This is a genomic window from Acidovorax sp. BL-A-41-H1, assembly GCF_051942715.1.
Map to the genome: position 1 here is coordinate 1703232 of NZ_JBPVJQ010000006.1, position 18698 is coordinate 1721929.

At 65.5% G+C, this 18698-nt stretch carries 12 protein-coding genes; 4 read left to right on the plus strand and 8 right to left on the minus strand.

Annotation, left to right across the window (positions count from 1 at the left end; all coding sequences use genetic code 11):
• Window positions 1–168: 168 nt before the first annotated feature.
• On the plus strand, window positions 169–1398 hold the full coding sequence (locus tag ACTPOI_RS21090; protein ID WP_440112406.1) for a nucleoside recognition domain-containing protein: 1230 nt from the start codon (window positions 169–171) through the stop codon (window positions 1396–1398).
• A gap of 161 nt (window positions 1399–1559) precedes the next feature.
• Here ACTPOI_RS21090 and ACTPOI_RS21095 read toward each other — a convergent pair whose 3' ends face one another.
• A complete protein-coding gene (locus tag ACTPOI_RS21095) occupies window positions 1560–2807 on the minus strand; it encodes a cystathionine gamma-synthase family protein (protein WP_440112407.1) in 1248 nt (415 codons plus the stop codon).
• A gap of 131 nt (window positions 2808–2938) precedes the next feature.
• Window positions 2939–4381, minus strand: coding sequence for an exodeoxyribonuclease I (gene sbcB / locus ACTPOI_RS21100; RefSeq protein WP_440112409.1), 1443 nt, complete (start codon window positions 4379–4381; stop codon window positions 2939–2941).
• Between the two features lie 234 nt (window positions 4382–4615).
• Between sbcB and ACTPOI_RS21105 the strand changes: the two genes are divergently transcribed.
• Window positions 4616–6073 carry a lytic murein transglycosylase gene (locus tag ACTPOI_RS21105; protein ID WP_440112411.1) on the plus strand — a complete coding sequence of 486 codons (1458 nt, stop codon included), beginning with the start codon at window positions 4616–4618 and terminating at the stop codon, window positions 6071–6073.
• 170 nt (window positions 6074–6243) lie between these two features.
• Here ACTPOI_RS21105 and clpA read toward each other — a convergent pair whose 3' ends face one another.
• The 3 genes from clpA to dnaE all read right to left on the minus strand — a co-directional run bounded on the left by clpA (window position 6244) and on the right by dnaE (window position 12647).
• Window positions 6244–8592: an ATP-dependent Clp protease ATP-binding subunit ClpA gene (gene clpA, locus ACTPOI_RS21110; protein WP_440112412.1), complete on the minus strand. Its 2349-nt coding sequence runs from the start codon at window positions 8590–8592 to the stop codon at window positions 6244–6246.
• 57 nt (window positions 8593–8649) lie between these two features.
• Window positions 8650–9018: an ATP-dependent Clp protease adapter ClpS gene (gene clpS / locus ACTPOI_RS21115; protein WP_069105711.1), complete on the minus strand. Its 369-nt coding sequence runs from the start codon at window positions 9016–9018 to the stop codon at window positions 8650–8652.
• Window positions 9019–9113: 95 nt separating this feature from the next.
• The gene (dnaE, locus tag ACTPOI_RS21120; RefSeq protein WP_440112414.1) at window positions 9114–12647 is read right to left on the minus strand and encodes a DNA polymerase III subunit alpha; all 3534 of its coding nucleotides are present in this window, start codon (window positions 12645–12647) and stop codon (window positions 9114–9116) included.
• Window positions 12648–12818: 171 nt separating this feature from the next.
• Here dnaE and ACTPOI_RS21125 point away from each other — a divergent pair, with 171 nt between their 5' ends.
• A complete protein-coding gene (locus ACTPOI_RS21125; protein WP_440112416.1) occupies window positions 12819–13616 on the plus strand; it encodes an outer membrane protein assembly factor BamD in 798 nt (265 codons plus the stop codon).
• On the opposite strand, the gene ACTPOI_RS21130 is transcribed toward ACTPOI_RS21125, so the two are convergent.
• Window positions 13579–15636 (minus strand): ATP-dependent DNA helicase, encoded by a 2058-nt coding sequence (locus ACTPOI_RS21130; protein ID WP_440112418.1) that lies wholly within the window; start codon window positions 15634–15636, stop codon window positions 13579–13581. The genes ACTPOI_RS21125 and ACTPOI_RS21130 overlap by 38 nt on opposite strands.
• A 236-nt stretch (window positions 15637–15872) precedes the next feature.
• Here ACTPOI_RS21130 and ACTPOI_RS21135 point away from each other — a divergent pair, with 236 nt between their 5' ends.
• Window positions 15873–16688 (plus strand): PP2C family protein-serine/threonine phosphatase, encoded by an 816-nt coding sequence (locus ACTPOI_RS21135; protein WP_440112420.1) that lies wholly within the window; start codon window positions 15873–15875, stop codon window positions 16686–16688.
• A 103-nt stretch (window positions 16689–16791) separates the two neighbouring features.
• Here the strand turns inward: ACTPOI_RS21135 and ACTPOI_RS21140 are convergent, their stop codons facing one another.
• Together ACTPOI_RS21140 and zapE are read right to left on the minus strand one after the other, a co-directional pair.
• Entirely contained in the window at window positions 16792–17511 is a 720-nt protein-coding gene (locus ACTPOI_RS21140) for a hypothetical protein (RefSeq protein WP_440112422.1), read from the minus strand.
• Window positions 17512–17525: 14 nt separating this feature from the next.
• A complete protein-coding gene (gene zapE, locus ACTPOI_RS21145) occupies window positions 17526–18623 on the minus strand; it encodes a cell division protein ZapE (RefSeq protein ID WP_440112424.1) in 1098 nt (365 codons plus the stop codon).
• Window positions 18624–18698 lie beyond the last annotated feature (75 nt).

An 18698-nucleotide genomic window follows, 5' to 3' on the forward strand; every position in this document is an offset into this window, starting at 1 on the left:
ACCGTGCAGCCCCGTGCAAAAACATGCGCGGGCCGCCCGGCCAAACCCTGTAGGGTACCACTGGTGGCCGCGTGGGCTCGCTGCAACAGTGCGTGGCATTCCCTTGGCGCAGCCGGGTAACCTCGGCGGCATGCACGCCCACGCCACTCCCCTGCCCCCGTACCGCCCATGCTGAACACGCTCTGGCTGGGTTTTTTCATCGTGGCGGCGGTGTCGGCCCTCGCGCAGTGGCTGGTGGGTGGCAACGCCCAGATCTTTGCCGCCATGGTCGAGTCGCTGTTTGCCATGGCCAAACTGTCGGTCGAGGTTATGGTGCTGCTGTTTGGCACGCTCACGCTCTGGCTCGGCTTTCTGCGCATTGCCGAGAAGGCGGGCATTGTCGAGACGCTGGCGCGGTGGCTGTCGCCGCTGTTTGCCAAGCTGATGCCTGGCGTGCCGCGCGGCCACCCGGCCCTCGGCCTCATGACGTTGAACTTTGCGGCCAACGCCCTGGGCCTGGACAACGCAGCCACGCCCATGGGCCTCAAGGCCATGAAGGCGCTGCAGGAGTTGAACCCCGAGCCCGACACCGCCACCAACGCGCAGATTCTGTTTCTGGTGCTCAACGCCTCGTCGCTCACCCTGCTGCCGGTCACGATCTTCATGTACCGGTTGCAGCAAGGCGCGGCCGACCCGACGCTGGTGTTCCTGCCGATCCTGCTGGCCACATCGGCGTCCACCCTGGTGGGCCTGCTGGCCGTGGCACTGGTGCAGCGCCTGCCGCTGTTCAGCCCGGTAGTGCTGGCGTACCTGCTGCCGCTGGGGCTGGGGCTCGCCGCCTTCATGGCGCTGCTGGCCACCCTCAGTGCAGCGGCGCTAGCGCAGCTGTCGTCGCTGCTGGGCAACCTCACGCTGTTCGCGCTCATCGTGTTCTTTGTGGCTGTGGGCGCGTGGCGCAAGGTGCCGGTGTACGAGGCGTTTGTGGAAGGTGCACGCGAGGGTTTTGACGTAGCGCGTGGCCTGCTGCCCTACCTGGTGGCCATGCTCTGCGCCGTGGGTGTGTTTCGCGCATCGGGCGCGCTGGGCTATGTGCTGGAGGGCATCCGCTGGTGCGTGGAAGGGCTGGGCATGGACACGCGCTTTGTCGACGCGCTGCCCACCGCGCTGGTCAAGCCGTTTTCAGGCAGCGCCGCCCGCGCCATGCTGATCGAGACCATGCAGACCCAGGGCGTGGACAGCTTTGCCGCGCTGGCGGCTGCCACCATCCAGGGCAGCACCGAAACCACGTTTTACGTGCTGGCGGTGTACTTTGGCATGGTAGGCGTACAGCGGGCGCGCCACGCGGTGGGCTGCGCCCTGCTGGCAGAGCTCGCGGGCGTGGTGGCTGCGATCGGCGTGTGCTACTGGTTCTTTGGCTGAGGGCTCCCCCCCGCGCAACCACGGATTTCAAAGCCAAATTGGCCTGGAGCCCAGGATTTTACTGCCTTGAAAGCTATCGATATGGTAGCAATAGGCATCCTGAGTGAAGGCCCGCATGGGGGCCTCCGCAAGGGCAACGAAGCGCCTCCGGGCACTTCGGCTCAGAGCCCCGACAGCGCCTGCACAAAATCGGCCAACAGGTCGTCGGCTTCTTCCAGCCCGATGGACAGGCGGATCATGCCGTCGGCGATGCCCATGGTGGCGCGCACCGCGGGGCCGGCCTCCCAGAAGATGGTGTGGGCCACCGGGATGATCAGCGTGCGCGTATCGGCCAGGCCCGTGGCCTTGATGGGAAGCTGCAGCCGGTTGCACACCGCCAGGCATTGGTCGGCATCGCGCAGCTCGAACGACAGCAGCCACGAGCCTGCCCGGAAATGCTGCCTGGCCTGGGCATGCTGGGGGTGCGATTCAAGCATGGGATACAGCACGCGCGCGACGGCGGGCTGCTGCTCCAGCCAGCGGGCGAGTGCCAGGGCGGTGGCGCTGGTGCGGTCCATGCGCAGGGCCAGGGTTTCGGCGCCCACGGCCAGCTGGTGCGCGGCGTGGGACGACAGCGTGCCGCCCAGGTCGCGCAGGCCCTTCTTGCGCAGCTGTTGCAGGCCCCAGCCCTTGGCGTCGCCCTTGCGGTAGGCCGCGAAGATGTTCGGGTAAGCGTTCCAGTCAAATAGGCCCGTGTCGGTCACGGCACCGCCCAGCGCATCGCCATGGCCGCCGATGCTCTTGGTGAGCGAATTGACCACCAGGCCAGCGCCCACAGTGGCCGCCCGGAAGATGTAGGGCGATGCCACCGTGTTGTCCACCACGTACAGCAGCCCGTGCTGCTGGCACAGCGCGCCGATGCCTGCCAGGTCCGGAATCTGCGTGCCGGGGTTGGCGATGGTCTCGACAAACACCATGCGGGTGTTGGGCCGCACCGCAGCGGCCACCTGGGCGGCATCGGTCACGTCCACCGTGGTGATCTCGATGCCCAGGTCGGCCAGCGTGCCGAACACGCTGTTGGTGTTGCCAAACACGTACTGGCTGGCCACCAGGTGGTCGCCCGCCTTCAGCAGCGTCATGAAGATGGCGCAGATGCCCGCCATGCCGGTGGAAAACACGATGGTGCCCAGGCCCTGCTCCATCTGGGTGATTTTCGATTCGAGCGCGGCCGTGGTGGGTGTGCCCTGGCGGGCGTAGTTGAAGCCGCCCTTGGCAGTGCCCTGAAAGACAGCGATCAGGTCTTCGACCTTGTCGTACCCGTACTGCACCGAGGTGTGGATGGGCTTGTGGATGGCACCCTGCTCTGCACAGCCCAGCCGGTCGGCGTGGACGATCTGGGTGGTGAAGCTTTGCGATTGCGGTGTCGTCATAAAAATCTGCGGCAATGTCTGTTCATCTGCATGCGTCGCCCGGCGGGCAGCCCCTGCGCTTCCTGAGGCCTAAGCAACCCGAAACGGGTCCGGCCCGCGCGCCGCGGTGCGGCTTGGCGGCCGGGGGCGGGCTACCGCTCCGGCGCGATCTGCTCGGCGTAATCGTACAGGGCGCCCAGCAGATCCTGTGCGCGGTCGTCGGCGGTTTCCGACAGCTCGTCGACCTCGGTGAACAGCTGCTCGACGGTACGGGCACCGCCCGCGCCATCAAACAGGCAGGCGGCGCGGTGTGCCTCCCAGCGCTCGGCTTCCTCTTCGTTCAGCGTGTGTGGGAAGTTGCGGGCCCGGTAGCGCCACAGCAGCTCGGTCAGGCGCGGGTCGTCAAAGGCGGCACGCGCCGCGGCCAGCTTGTCGCCCGGCAGGGTGCGCAGGTCGTTCAGCAGGCGCCGGTCGCGGTCGCCCACAAAGCCGCCATACAGGTCCTGGTCCACATCCGGCGTGGCCTCGGCCGGGCGGCTGAACACGGCGGGCCAGATGCCGCTCATGTCGGGCAGGGCACGGGCAGTCTCGGCATGCTGCGCGGCAGCGGCGAGGTCGATCTTCCAGCGCTGCGCCAGCGCGGGCGTGAGGGTGTTGACGTTGCCCACCACCATCGGCGACTTGTTGAGGTGGATGGTCTTGACCGGCAGCCGCGTCACGCCCTCGGGCAGCGCATCCGCTTTGGAGAACATGCGCAGCCGGATCTCGTCGGCGCCCATGGTGGCCAGCGGGGCCGGGTCGTGGGCCAGGTCCCAGGCGATCAGCTCGTTGCGGTTGGTGGGGTGGCTGGCCAGGGGCCACATCACCGCCAGGCAACCACGCTCGGCCGGGAACATGCCCGACACATGCAGGAACGGGCGGGCCGACGCTGGCGTAGCGGGCAGCCGCAGCTCGGCCGCCACGCGGTCCTTCTTGTGCAGGCCCAGCGCAAAGTCAAACAGCTTGGGGTTGTGCTGGCGAATGAGCCGCGCCAGCGCAATGGTGGCGCGCACGTCTGACAGCGCATCGTGGGCCGCCTCATGCAGCAGGCCGTTGGCCTTGGAGAGGTGCTCCAGCTTGAAGCTGGGCGAGCCGTCTTCCTTTTGGGGCCACTGGATGCCCTCGGGGCGCAAGGCGTAGGTCATCCGCACCACATCCAGCAGATCCCAGCGGCCGCACTGGTTTTGCCACTCGCGGGCATAGGGGTCGATCAGGTTGCGCCAGAACATGAAGCGCGTGATCTCGTCGTCAAACCGGATCGTGTTGTAGCCCACCCCGATGGTGCCAGGCTGCACGAACTCGGCCTCGATGCGGGCAGCAAACTGGTGCTCGGGCACGCCCCGCTCCAGGCAGAGCTGGGGCGTGATGCCGGTGATGAGGCACGACACCGGGTCGGGCAGGTAGTCGCTGGCGGGCTGGCAGTAGATCATCAGCGGCGCGCCGATTTCGTTGAGCTCGGCATCGGTGCGAATGGCGGCAAACTGCGCGGGCCGGTCGCGGCGGGTGTTGGCACCGAAGGTTTCGTAGTCGTGCCAGAGAAAGGTGTGGGGAGCCATGGGGTGTGAGGGGTGACGTGCGCTGCGCCGGGCGCGGAGCCCGAACTGTAACCCGATTTAGGGTGTTTTTGGCCTGTAGCGCTTGTTTCATAAGCGCTGACAGCTATCAAAATAGTAGTGACTTCCCTGAGGCCTGGTCAACCCGGCGGCTGGCAAGGCAGGCCCGCTGATGCCCCGACGCGGCGTGATACATCTCAACGCAGGGGCTGCGCGCCGCACGCAGGACAATGCCGCATGCATCCACGTACGGCAACAATCTTCCCAACAGCGGTCAGCGCAGCCCATGCAGCGGCGCCTGACACCGTGCAAACCCGCAACCCTCCATCACAACCCGCGCAGCCGAGACGGCACCCCGTCGCGCTGCTGCCCTTGCTGGCAGCCCTGAGCCTGGTGGGCTGCACGGCCACGCCCGGCAGCGCACCCGCCCAGGCCGCGACGGCGGCGCCCCCCCGCGCGGCGCCTGCTGGCTTCTCAGCAGCCGTACCGAGCGCGGGCATCACCCCGGCCGCGACGGTTCCGACGGCGGCACCCGGCGCAGCCGGCCCCAATGCCGCTGATCCGCAAGCGGGATTCATCCAGTGGCGCAGCGCCTTTGCAGCACGCGCGCTGGCAGCGGGCATCCGCCCTGAGACCGTGCGCACTGCCTTGAGCAAGGCCGAGTGGCAGCCCCGCGTGGTCGAGCTGGACCGGTCGCAGCCGGAGTTCACCCGCACACCCTGGGCCTACCTGGACAGCGCCGTATCAGCACAGCGCATTGCCCAGGGCCGTGCGCAACTCGAGATGCACCGCGCCACGCTGGAGGCCGCGGCCCAGCGCTACGGCGTGCCCGCCGCCGTCATCACGGCCATCTGGGGCATGGAGAGTAACTACGGCACCAACTTCGGCAGCTTCCGCGCGGTGGATGCGCTGGCGACGCTGGCCCACGAGGGACGGCGCAGGGCCTGGGCCGAATCCGAGTTGCTGGCTGCGCTGCGCATACTGGACCAGGGCGACATTGCCCCCGACCGCATGGTGGGATCCTGGGCCGGCGCCATGGGCCATACCCAGTTCCTGCCCTCGGTGTTCCTGGCCCATGCGGTGGACGCCGACGGCGACGGGCACCGCGACATCTGGGGCAGCATCCCGGATGTGGCGGCTTCGACGGCGAATTTTCTGGCGCGTTCGGGCTGGCAAGCGGCACCCACCTGGGGCAGCGAAGTGGTTCTGCCCACCGGCTTCGACCACGGCCGTGCCGACCCCACCGTGCGCCAGTCTGCCGCACAGTGGGAAGCCGAGGGCCTTCGCGCGGCCGACGGGCATGCCCTGCCACCGCTGGCGGACGCGTACATCATCACCCCCGCTGGCGCACGCGGCCCGGCGTTCCTGGTGGGCAACAACTTCCGGGCGATCCTGCGGTACAACAACTCGGTGAGCTACGCCCTGGCCGTCGGGCTGCTGGCCCGCCAGATTGACGGCGGGCCGGGGGTGGCCGCACCCTGGCCACGCGATCTGGCGCCGCTGTCGCGCGCGCAGCTGCAGGCGATGCAGGGGGCGCTCAACCGCAAGGGATTTGCTGCCGGTACGTCCGACGGAGTGATGGGCCCGGCCACACGGGCAGGGCTTCGCGGCTTTCAGCGCAGCATCGGGCTGCCGCCAGACGGGTATCCGACGCTGGAGTTGCTGCAGCGGCTGCAGGCGAGCCCGGCGTCCTAACCAAGGCCTGCGCGGCGGGCATCGATAGGCAGCGGCCGCACGTGCACTGTCATCGCCGAGCAATCCACGCACCCAAAGAAAAAACCCGCGGCGTTTAAACCACGGGCCTCCTTGCTGGGGCAACCGGCGGCATCGCTGCCGCCGTGAAACCGCGCCAGGCGCGGCGCCGATCAGTCTGCCGTAGCCTCTTCAGGCTCCGTCGGCTCCGACTTCGCAGCACGCTCCTTCTTGGGCAGCGGCTGGATGTCGAGCAGCACCTCGGGCGTTTCCACACCCTTGTCGTCCGTCTTGACCTCGATGTCCACCGTAAGGCGACCACCTTCGGTCAGTCGGCCAAACAGCAGCTCGTCGGCCAGCGCACGGCGGATGGTGTCCTGGATCAGGCGCTGCATCGGCCGCGCGCCCATCAGCGGATCAAAGCCCTTCTTGGCCAGGTGCTTGCGCAGCTGATCAGTGAAGGTGACCTCGACCTTTTTCTCGGCCAGCTGGGTTTCCAGCTGCAGCAGGAACTTGTCGACCACGCGCAGGATGATCTGCTCGTCGAGCGCCTTGAAGTTGACAATGGCATCCAGCCGGTTGCGGAACTCGGGCGTGAACAGGCGCTTGATGTCGCCCATTTCGTCGCCCGCCTGCCGCGGGTTGGTAAAGCCGATGGTCGCCTTGTTCATGGTCTCGGCGCCCGCGTTCGTGGTCATGATGATGAGCACGTTGCGGAAGTCGGCCTTGCGCCCGTTGTTGTCGGTCAGCGTGCCGTGGTCCATCACCTGCAGCAGCACGTTGAAGATGTCCGGGTGCGCCTTCTCGATTTCGTCGAGCAGCAGCACCGCGTGCGGCTTCTTCGTGATCGCTTCGGTCAGCAGGCCACCCTGGTCGAACCCCACGTAGCCCGGGGGCGCACCAATCAGGCGGCTCACGGCGTGGCGTTCCATGTACTCCGACATGTCAAAGCGCAGCAGCTCGATGCCCATGATGTAGGCCAGCTGCTTGGCGGCCTCGGTCTTGCCAACGCCGGTGGGGCCGCTGAACAGGAACGAACCGATCGGCTTGTCGCCCTTGCCCAAGCCTGAGCGCGCCATCTTGACCGAGCTGGCCAGCACTTCCAGGGCCTTGTCCTGCCCGAACACCACGCTCTTGAGGTCACGCTCCAGCGTCTGCAGCTTGCCGCGGTCGTCGTTGGAGACGTTGGCGGGCGGAATGCGCGCAATCTTGGCGACGATCTCTTCGATCTCGGTCTTGCCAATGGTCTTCTTGCGCTTGCTGGGCACCATGATGCGCTGGGCAGCACCGGCCTCATCGATCACGTCAATCGCCTTGTCGGGCAGGTGGCGGTCGTTGATGTACTTGGCGCTCAGCTCGGCAGCGGCCTGCAGGGCGGCAGCGGCGTATTTCACGCTGTGGTGCTCTTCAAACCGTGACTTCAGGCCCTTGAGGATGTCGATGGTCTCGGCCACGGTCGGCTCGACCACATCCACCTTCTGGAAGCGGCGCGACAGGGCGGCGTCTTTTTCGAAGATGCCGCGGTACTCGGTGAACGTGGTGGCGCCAATGCACTTGAGCTGGCCGCTGGAGAGCGCAGGCTTGAGCAGGTTGGACGCATCCAGCGTGCCGCCCGAGGCCGCACCCGCACCGATCAGGGTGTGGATCTCGTCGATGAACAGGATGGCATTGGGCTTGTCCTTGAGCGACTTGAGCACGCCCTTCAGGCGCTGCTCGAAATCGCCCCGGTACTTGGTGCCCGCCAGCAGCGCGCCCATGTCGAGCGAGTACACCACGGCCTCAGCCAGGATCTCGGGCACATCGTTTTGCGTGATGCGCCAGGCCAGGCCCTCGGCAATCGCAGTCTTGCCCACGCCGGCTTCACCCACCAGCAGCGGATTGTTCTTGCGGCGGCGGCACAGGATCTGGATGGTGCGCTCGACCTCGTAATGGCGGCCGATCAGCGGATCGATCTTGCCGTCCTTGGCCGCCTGGTTCAGGTTCTGGGTGAACTGCTCCAGTGGCGAGGCCTTCTCGTTGCGCTCGGCGCCGCCGCCCTCCTCGCCTTCGGCCTGGCTTTCAGGCTTGGCGGGTTCTGGCGGCTCACCCTTCTTGATGCCGTGGGCAATGAAATTGACCACGTCGAGGCGCGTGACGCCCTGCTGGTGCAGGTAGTACACGGCGTGCGAGTCTTTCTCGCCAAAGATGGCCACGAGCACGTTGGCGCCCGTCACCTCTTTCTTGCCGTTGCCGGTGGACTGCACATGCATGATGGCGCGCTGGATCACGCGCTGGAAACCCAGCGTGGGCTGTGTGTCCACCTCGTCGGTGCCGGCCACCTGGGGGGTGTTGTCCTTGATGAAGTTGGCCAGCGATGAGCGCAGGTCATCAATGTTGGCCGAACACGCGCGCAGCACTTCCGCTGCGCTGGGGTTATCAAGCAGTGCAAGCAACAGATGCTCCACGGTGATGAACTCGTGGCGCTGCTGACGGGCCTCAACAAAGGCCATGTGCAAGCTGACTTCCAGTTCCTGGGCAATCATGTGAACTCCTTTGTGCTTGCGTGGAAAAGATAACTCTAAGTGGGGATGAAAAACCTGTTATGCAACAGGTTCACTCACACATTGCAGTGGGTGGCCCGCCTTGGCGGCGGCGTCAAGCACTTGTTCCACCTTGGTGGCAGCCACGTCGCGCGAATAAACGCCGCAGACGCCTTTGCCGTCCAGGTGGATCTTCAACATGATCTGGGTGGCCTGTTCGCGGTCCTTGCTGAAAAACTCCTGCAGGACCACGATGACAAATTCCATCGGGGTGTAGTCGTCATTGAGCATGACGACCTGGTACATCTGCGGGGGCTGGGTCTTCTGGGTGCGGCGCTCCAGCACGACCGAACCGCCGTCATCCTGCGAAGGCCGGGTCACCGGCGGCACCTTGGGGGCTGAAGGAGGTTTAGTTGCCATGAAATTCATTCTAGCGATCCGCAGCCCGGTGGCCGTGGGAGAAACTTGATGTTCCCCGTCTATTTTTCAAGGCGGGCATCTGTGGATATTTACATGTTTTCCGATTACTCGTAGACCACCGTGGCAGAGCCCGTGCCGGCCTGGGCTGTCCAGGCGGCCAACGCGGCATCGGTGGGGTAGAACTTTGCGCTTTCGCCCAGCTGCAGCTCGGCCGTGGCGGCGGCGTCATCCGCCTTGCAGCGCACGCCCATCCGCACCTTCAGGCCGTGCAGCAGCTCGCCTTCGGCGATTTCCTCACGCCGGGGCGGAAAGTCACGTACCAGACGCTGCAGATCAGGGCCACGGTCACCCACCACCACATGTAGGTATTTGCCGAAACGGCAGCGGGCGCCCGCCAGGTCCCACACCTGCTGCACCTTCACCCTGAGCCCGCCGCTGAAATGGTCGAGCTGCAACCGGCCCAGCATGACCACGAACTCGTCTTCCTTGAGCTGGTTGCGGTAGGTATTGAGCAGTGCCTCGTCGGCCGAGGCCTCGATCACACCCGACTTGTCGTCCAGCTTGAACAGCGCCAGCTTGCCGCGCTGCCCGTTGATGACGCGAAAGTCGCTGACGATGCCGGCAAGGATCTGGGGCTCGCGGCTGTCGAGCAGCTCATCAATGGAAGTGCGCACGAACCGCCGCACTTCCGTAGCAACCTCGTCAAACAGGTGGCCCGACAGGTAGAAGCCCACCGCGGTCTTTTCCTGCGTGAGCCGCTCCTTGATGCCCCACGGAACGGCCTCGACCAGATCCGGCTCCTGCGTGCTGGAACCGTGGGCATCGTCACCCATCATGTCGAACAGCCCGCCCTGGTTCACGTTGGCCAGCGTGGCGGCCGCAAAGTCAAAAGCACGGTCGATGGATGCCACCATTGAGGCACGGTTCATGTTCAGCGAATCAAACGCGCCGGCCTTGATGAGCGCCTCGACCGTGCGCTTGTTCAGGCGTGCCCGGTCCACGCGCACGCAGAAGTCGAACAGGCTCTTGAACGGCCCCTTGGTGGAACCCTGGGGGCCATCACCCCGCCCCTCACGGGCGGCCACGATGGCTTCAATGGCCTGCTGGCCCGTGCCCTTCACGGCCCCCAGGCCGTAGCGGATGATCTTGTCGGTGACGGGCTCGAACCGGTAAAAACCGCGGTTCACGTCCGGCGGCTCGAACGACAGGCCCATCTTGTGCGCGTCCTCAAACAGCACCTTGAGCTTGTCGGTGTCGTCCATTTCCACCGTCATGTTGGCGCAGAAGAACTCGGCCGTGTAATGGACCTTCAGCCAACCGGTGTGGTACGCCAGCAGCGAATAAGCCGCCGCGTGCGACTTGTTGAAGCCGTAGCCTGCGAACTTCTCCATCAGGTCAAAGACCTCGTCGGCCTTGGCCTGGCTGATGCCCTGCTTGGCGGCACCGGCGCGGAAGATCTCGCGGTGCTCGGCCATCTCCTCGGCCTTTTTCTTGCCCATGGCCCGGCGCAGCATGTCGGCGCCGCCCAGGCTGTAGCCGCCCAGCACCTGGGCGGTCTGCATCACCTGCTCCTGGTAGACCATGATCCCGTAGGTTTCCGACAGCACCTTCTCGACCAGCGGGTGCGGGTACTCCACCACCTCCTTGCCGTGCTTGCGGTTCACAAAGCTGGGGATCAGGTCCATCGGGCCTGGCCGGTACAGGGCGTTCAGCGCAATCAGGTCTTCCAGCCGACTGGGCCGCGCTTCCTTGAGCATGCCTTGCATGCCGCGGCTTTCAAACTGGAACACCGCCTCGGTCTTGCCTTCGGAAAACAGGCGGTAGGTGGGGCCATCGTCCAGCGGAATCGCCTCGAACGTGAAGTTCTCCTGCCCCTTGTGGCGTTTCATGATGAATTCGCGCGCGATCTCCAGGATGGTCAACGTGGCCAGGCCCAGAAAGTCGAACTTGACGAGGCCGATGGCCTCCACGTCATCCTTGTCGTACTGGCTGACGGCCGACTCGCTGCCCGGCTGCTGGTACAGCGGGCAAAAATCGGTGAGCTTGCCGGGGGCAATCAGCACCCCGCCGGCGTGCATGCCGATGTTGCGGGTCATGCCCTCGAGCTTTTGCGCCATCTCGATGATGGTCTTGACGTCTTCTTCCTTCTGCACGCGCTCGGCCAGCAGGGGCTCCAGCTCCAGCGCGTAGTTGTTCTTGTCGCCGTCCTTCTTGACGGCTGGCGGGTATGCCAGCGTGTACGACATGCCGGGCTTGCCGGGCACCAGTTTGGAGATGCCGTCGCAAAACGTATAGCTCATGTCCATCACCCGGCCCACGTCACGGATGGCCGCCTTGGCAGCCATGGTGCCGAACGTGGCAATCTGGCTCACGGCATTCTTGCCGTACTTGTCTTTCACGTAGTCGATCACCCGGTCGCGGTTGGACTGGCAGAAATCGATGTCGAAGTCGGGCATCGACACGCGCTCGGGGTTGAGGAAACGCTCGAACAGCAGGTTGTACTGCAACGGGTCCAGGTCGGTGATCTTGAGCGCGTAGGCCACCAGCGAACCTGCGCCGGAACCACGCCCTGGCCCCACAGGGCAGCCGTTGTTCTTGGCCCACTGTATGAAGTCGCCCACGATGAGGAAGTAGCCCGGGAACCCCATCTTGAGGATGGTCCCGATCTCGAATTCCAGGCGCTCCACATAGCGGGGCCGCTGGGCATCGCGCTCGGCAGCTTTCGGAAACAGCGTAGCCAGGCGCTCTTCCAGCCCCTCGAACGACGCCACCCGGAAATACTCGTCGATGGGCATGCCGTTGGGCGTCGGAAAGTCCGGCAGCTGCGGCTTACCCAGTACCAGCGTCAGGTTGCAGCGCTGGGCAATCTCGGCGGTATTGGCAATGGCAGACGGTACATCGGCAAAGAGCGCCTCCATTTCGGCGACCGACTTGAAATACTGGTCGCGCGTGAACTTGCGCACCCGGCGCGGGTTGGCCAGGATCTCGCCCTCGGCAATGCAGACGCGGGCCTCATGGGCCTCGTAGTCGTCAGCCGTCGCAAACTGCACGGGGTGCGTGGCCACTACGGGCAGGCTCAGGCGCGCCGCCAGCTGGGCCGCCGCGATGACGTGGCTTTCGTCATCCACACGCCCGGCCCGCTGCAGCTCGATGTAAAAGCGGTGAGGAAAAATGCCCGCCAGACGCAGTGCCACGTCAGCGGCGCCCTGGTCGTCTCCCCTGAGCAGGGCCTGCCCTACCGGCCCTGCCTGTGCGCCGGCCAGGGCAATCAGGCCTTCGCCGAGTTCCTCAATCCACGCCCAGGTGCATACCGCCAGGTTCTTGACGATGTTGCGCGTCCAGGCGCGTGCCAGCAATTCGGAAAGGTTCAGGTAGCCCTGGCGGCTTTGCACCAGCAGGATCATGCGGGCCGGTGCAGCGCCAGCCTCGCCCTCCACAAAGATCTCAGCCCCCAGGATGGGCTTAACGCCCTTGCCGCGTGTCTCCTTGTAGAACTTGATGGCGCCGAAAAGGTTGTTGAGATCGGTGATAGCCAGGGCGGGCTGACCATCCCGGGCGGCGGCCTTTGCCACCTCATAGATACGGTTGGTGCCGTCAACGACGGAAAACTCGGTGTGCAGGCGCAAGTGAACAAACATCCCGGCATTGTAGAAAGCCGGGGCGACGACCGTCGGGCAGCGCTGGCCCCCGAGGGGCTTGTGGCTGCAAGCCCGCCGTACAATCCGCGATCGTGTCCCATGGCTGGCCACAGGAGCCGCAGACCGCGCTCCCGGGGCGTCCTGTATTTCCTTTGCTGAAAGCTGCTTGCGATGTTGCGTGCCCCACTGCCCCTCGTTTCCGCCCTGCTCGTTGCCGGTCTTCTGGCAGCCTGCTCCAGCACCGTTGAGGACAAGACGGCCGGGTGGAGCCCCAACCGCATTCACGCCGAGGCCCGCGACGAGATGGACAGCGGCGCCTATGACAAGGCAGTGCCGCTATTTGAAAAGCTGGAAGGCCGCGCCGCAGGCACCCCGCTGGCCCAGCAGGCGCAGATTGACAAGGCATACGCCCAGTACAAGGCGGGCGAAAAGGCCCAGGCGGTCGCCACGCTGGACCGCTTCATGAAGCTGCACCCGGCCAGCCCGGCGCTGGACTACGCGCTGTACCTCAAGGGCCTGGTCAACTTCAACGACAACCTGGGGCTGTTCTCGTTCATTTCGCGCCAGGACCTTTCTGAACGCGATCAGAAGGCTGCCAAGGATTCGTTTGAAGCGTTCAGCGAACTGGTCACGCGCTTTCCTGATTCGCGCTACGCCCAGGACTCGCGCCAGCGCATGACCTACATCGTCAATTCGCTGGCCCAGTACGAAGTGCATGTGGCGCGCTACTACTACCAGCGCGGCGCATACGTGGCAGCCATCGGCCGTGCCCAGGTGGCACTGGCCGACTACCAGGGCGTGCCGGCACTGGAAGAGGCTCTGTACATCCTGATCCGCTCGTACGATGCCCTGGGCATGACCCAGCTGCGCGACGATGCCCGCCGCGTGATGGACACGTCCTACCCGCAGAGCGAGTATGTGCGCGCTGGTTTCAAGCGCAAGTCTGATCCGTGGTGGAAGGTCTGGTAAGCGCCAGCAGCGCTTGCTCGAACGCCTGTTCGGATTCGAGCCGCGCCAGCGGTGGCAGCGCGGCCATCAGCCGCTTGCCGTAGCCCATCGTCACAAGGCGCGTGTCGCCCACCACCAGAATACCGCGGTCGGTTTCGCGCCGGATCAGGCGGCCAGCCCCCTGCTTGAGTGCCACGGCTGCCTCGGGCAGCGCGTAGGCCGTGAACGGCTTTTTACCCGCGCGTTCCAGCTGGGCGCAGCGCGCCTCTACCAGAGGGTCGCCCGGTGGCGGAAACGGCAGCTTGTCGATGACCACCAGCTGAAGCGCATCCCCGGGCACGTCGAAACCCTCCCAGAAGGTTGCGGACGCCACCAGCACGCACCCCGGCTGGCCATGGTCTGAGCCCTCCCGAAAGCGCTCCATCAGGCGGCGCTTGGGCCAGTCACCCTGCACCAGTATCTCCAGTGCGTGCGATCCTTCAAAAAGCGCTTTCAGTGCATCGCCAATGGCGCGCAGTGCTTTCAGCGTCGTCGTCAGCACCAGCGTCCGCCCACGCAGTTTCTGTGCGGCCGGTGCAATCCAGCTTGCGAGCGCACCGCTGTGTGCAGGGTCGGCGGGCGCGGGAAGATGGCGCGGCACATACAGCGCGGCCTGGCCGGCATAGTCGAACGGGCTCGATACACGCAGCACCCGCGCCGCTTCCAGGCCCGCGCGTCCGGTGAACCAGCTCAAGGCTTCGTCGGTCCCTAACGTGGCCGATGTGAACACCCAGGCCCGGCCGGGCCCTGATGCGGGTGCGGGCCATCCGCCTTCATCCTCATCCTGCTGTGCAGGCACCGGCGCCGAAAGCACCCGTGAGCGCATCGACTCGGCAATGTCCAGCGGGGACTCCACCATCCGCACCTGCGGGCCTCCCGCGTCCACCCAGCGCACCTGTGCAGGGCTTGCGGCGCCAGAAAAACGCGCTGCACGCGCCAGCAACTCGGTGCAGCGCTCGTAAAGACGCAGGAAATCCGGTGCGATCTCACTTACCGAGTCCAGCGATTCCTGCACCTCAGCGCAGCTGGCGCAGACGGCGTGCAGAGCGGCTTCCCATGCCGTACCGTCAATGCCGTCCGGGGCTGCATCGGACCAGCGCAGGCGCGCGCCTGCACGGTCCGGCCCTACGGCCAGCCGCAGCTGGCGTGCTGCCGACTCCAGCCGTGCTGAAACGGCCAGCCAGTCTGCCAGGCCGCGCGCATGCTGCATGCCGCAGGCGAGCACGTCGCGCGCCAGGTCGCCCATCTGCCCGGTGGACAACTGCAAGCCCAGAAACTGGACACCGGTCTCGTTGATCTGGTGCGCCTCATCAAAAATGACAACGCGCACCGAAGGCAGGAGTTCTGCCATCCCGGATTCGCGCACAGCCAGGTCGGCAAAGAACAGGTGGTGGTTAATCACCACCACATCGGCCGCCAGGGCAGTGCGCCGCGCCGCGTGGAGGTGGCATTCACGGAAACGCGGGCACTGCGACCCCAGACAGTTCTCGCGGGTGGACGTGACCAGCGGAATCACGGGTGAACGGTCGTCCAGCCCCGTGAGTTCCGCCAGATCGCCAGAACGGGTGGCGCGGGACCAGTCTTCCACCTTGGCCAGAACCCGGGCCACGCCGCGATCCTGCGCAGCCACATCCTGCCGAGCCTGCTCCATGCGGTGCAGGCAAAGATAGCTCGCGCGGCCCTTGAGCAGCGCCATGCGCACGGGCAGCCCCAGGGTCTGCACCAGAAGCGGCAGGTCGCGCGCAAACAGCTGGTCTTGCAAGGCCTTGGTGGCCGTGGAAACCAGCACGCGGTCACCGCTGAGCAGCGCAGGTACAAGGTAGGCAAAGGTCTTGCCCACGCCCGTGCCAGCCTCGACCACCAGCGCCCCGCCCTCTGCAATGGTCTGTGCCACGGCAACTGCCATCTCCGTCTGGCCTTCGCGGGGCTGGAAGTGCGGATCGGCACGCGACAGCACACCTCCGTCAACGAACGCCTCCTGAACCAGTTGCGCCAGCGTCATTGTGTGGCGCACCTGGGCACGCCCGGGGTATCTGGACGGCGTGTCCGTACGAGAACGCGACTCAGACGCGTGCTAACCCTGCGGGCTGCAAAGCGCAATGCAATGGGCGATGGGGTACGGGAGATCAAGGCAGATGCAAAGAGCGCATGGCGGAAATGCCACAGGCGGGCAGATAATACGCGTCGGTTCGACCTCCGGCGACTGCCGCGCGCATCTGCGCACACACAATCACCAGCATGACCAAAGCGTTTCGCCTCATCGCTTCCACCGGCATCCACAAGGGTGACCGGGAATACCAGCAAGACCAGGTCACCCTGATCTCCCATCCGCGCCACAACGGCTGCGTGCTGGGCGTGGTGGCAGACGGCATGGGCGGACGCAGCGGCGGGCGCAAGGCGTCTGACCAGGTCATGATGACGGCGCGGCAGCTGTTCGAGCGCTACTCGCCCGACACCGACGATCCGGTGACCATGCTGCGCAGCATGGTCGAGGAAGCCCACATCGTCATCCGGCTGACGGCCATCTCGGCCGAGCAGGAGCCCCACAGCACCATCGCCGCGTTCCTCATCAACCCCCGGGGCGACTGCCACTGGGTGCACGCCGGTGACTCGCGGATCTATCACTTCCAGGGTGCCCGGATGGTGTCGCGCACCAGCGACCACTCCTATGTGCAAGCATTGGTGGACCGCGGCGAGCTGACCGAGGTCGAGGCCAACAACCACCCGCATTCCAATATTCTGGTTGGCTGCCTGGGCACCGAAAGCGATCCGCCCATCACCACACACATCATTCCGCAACTGCAACCGGGCGATGTGCTGCTGGCCTGCAGTGACGGCGTGTGGCATTACTTTTCGCCCACTGAACTCGGATCCGTGGTGGACTCACTGTCGCCTCGTGAAGCCACAGAATTTCTCGTTGAAAAAGCGCGCACCCGCGCTCGGGGAGGCGGCGACAACCTGTCGCTGGTGATCGTGAAGATCGAGGCGCTTGTCGAGGAAAAGAAGGTTGCTCCGCTCATCCCCCTCACGCCCCTGGAAGCCGGGCGCGTCTGAGGCGTTGATTGCATCCAGCGCCTGACGCCGGTAACGACAGTGATGGCCCGCGGGATGCCGCCAGCCGACGGCGCCCAGCTACCCTCCGACCCGTCTACTACGGCTATCGCGAAGCCGGGCTCTGCGGCAGCGGCGCAGCTGGCTTTTTGCCCGCTGCCTGCTCCTCGGCCTGCGAGCGAGCCACGCGCTTGCGGCGCTCCTCGGCGGCCTGCACCTTCTCTGCATATTCAGCGCGTGCCTTTGCTTCGCGCGCCGCTGTACTGGCGGCGCTGGTGCTTTCTGCCTGGCTGCGTTCCTGCACCTTGCTGCGCTGCTCCTGCGCCCGGCGGGCTGCATCGGCGTCGCGCAGGGTGAGCGTGGGGGCCTTGTCCACAGGTGCCTTGCGCGGCATGGCGCCGCCGGCAACCGCTGCACTCCCCGGGCCCGCAGCGGCATCGACAGTACCCAGCTTTTCAGCAATGGCACGCTGGCGCTCGGCAGCTTTTTCCTTGCGCTCTGCGTCCTTGATATCGATCTCCCGGGCGCGCAACAAAGCCTCGGCCCCGCGCGTCGAGGCGCGTACGCTGCGCAGACAATCCTCGACGGCAAACTTGCGGTAGCACTCGGCTTCCTGCGCCTTGCGATCGGCAAGGAGCGCACTCCGCTCCTGGCGGATTTGCTGCAGCGCCGAATCGCGCTGGGCTGCACTACTGCCGGCCAGCGCGGCAACAGCGTCAGCCGTCGGGGCAGTTGCCGACTGTGCCTGCGCCCAGGCATTGGAGCCGGACCACAACCCGGCAGCGGCCAGAATCACCAGAAACGCCGGGGCTGGGAGGCGGCCCATCGCAGCCTTGGCCCTCATGTCAGCCCCGTGTCCACCGAACGCCGCTCCAGCGCCAGGAATTCCTTGGACTGCATTTCGTTGAGCCGCGACACTGTGCGCGGAAACTCGTGGGCCAGTGGTCCTTCGGTATACAGCTGCTCGGGCGGCACCGCTGCCGACATGATCAGCTTGACCCGGCGGTCATACAGCACGTCGATCAGCCAGGTAAAGCGGCGCGCGGGCGATGCCATGCTGACCGGCATGTGGGGAACGTCGGACAGCAGCACCGTGTGAAACTGCGTTGCGATTTCCAGATAGTCGTTCTGCGATCGCGGTCCGCCGCACAGGGTGCGAAAGTCGAACCACACCACCCCGCCTGCCTTGCGCCGCGCGCGGATCTCGCGAGCCTCAATGTGCAGGGCCGGGTCTTCGTCATGCACCTCGGCCAGCCGGTCGAAAGTTTCGCGCATTTCCGCATCAGCCTGCGGCCCCAGCGGCGTGTGATAGAGCTTGACCTGCTCCAGCGTACGCCGCCGGTAGTCGGTGCCGTTGTCCACGTTCACCACTTCCAGTTTCTGGTTGAGCAGTGCAATGGCCGGAAGAATGCGGTCGCGGTGCAGACCGTCGGGGTACAACTCGTCAGGCATGAAATTCGACGTGGTGACGAACCCCACCCCGTTGGCAAACAGTGCATCCAGCAGGCGGTGCAAGATCATCGCGTCGGTAATGTCCGCCACGTGAAATTCATCAAAGCAGATGAGCTTGTAGCGCTTCGCAATGCGCGCGCCCAGCACATCCAGCGGGTTGACCGTGCCCTGCAGGCCAGCCAGTTCGCGGTGCACCTCGCGCATGAACTCGTGAAAGTGCAGGCGCACCTTGCGCTTGAGCGGCACGGCGTTGAAAAAGCAGTCCATCAGGAAGCTCTTTCCACGGCCCACGCCGCCATACATGTAAACCCCCCGTGGGATCTCGGGGCGGTTGATCAGCTTCTTGAGCGCATTGGAACGCTGGGCCTTGTACGTAGCCCAGTCGTCAGCGCAGCGTTGCAGCGCCTCCACCGCGCGCAGCTGGGCCGGATCGCTTTGGTAGCCTTTGGCGGCCAGCTCGGCCAGATAGGCCTCTTTAACGGTCACGGTGGAATGCCCCGATGCTATGAATTAAATAGCGTCCAGTGCATGTAAATCATGCACTGGAGCCCGATTTGACCC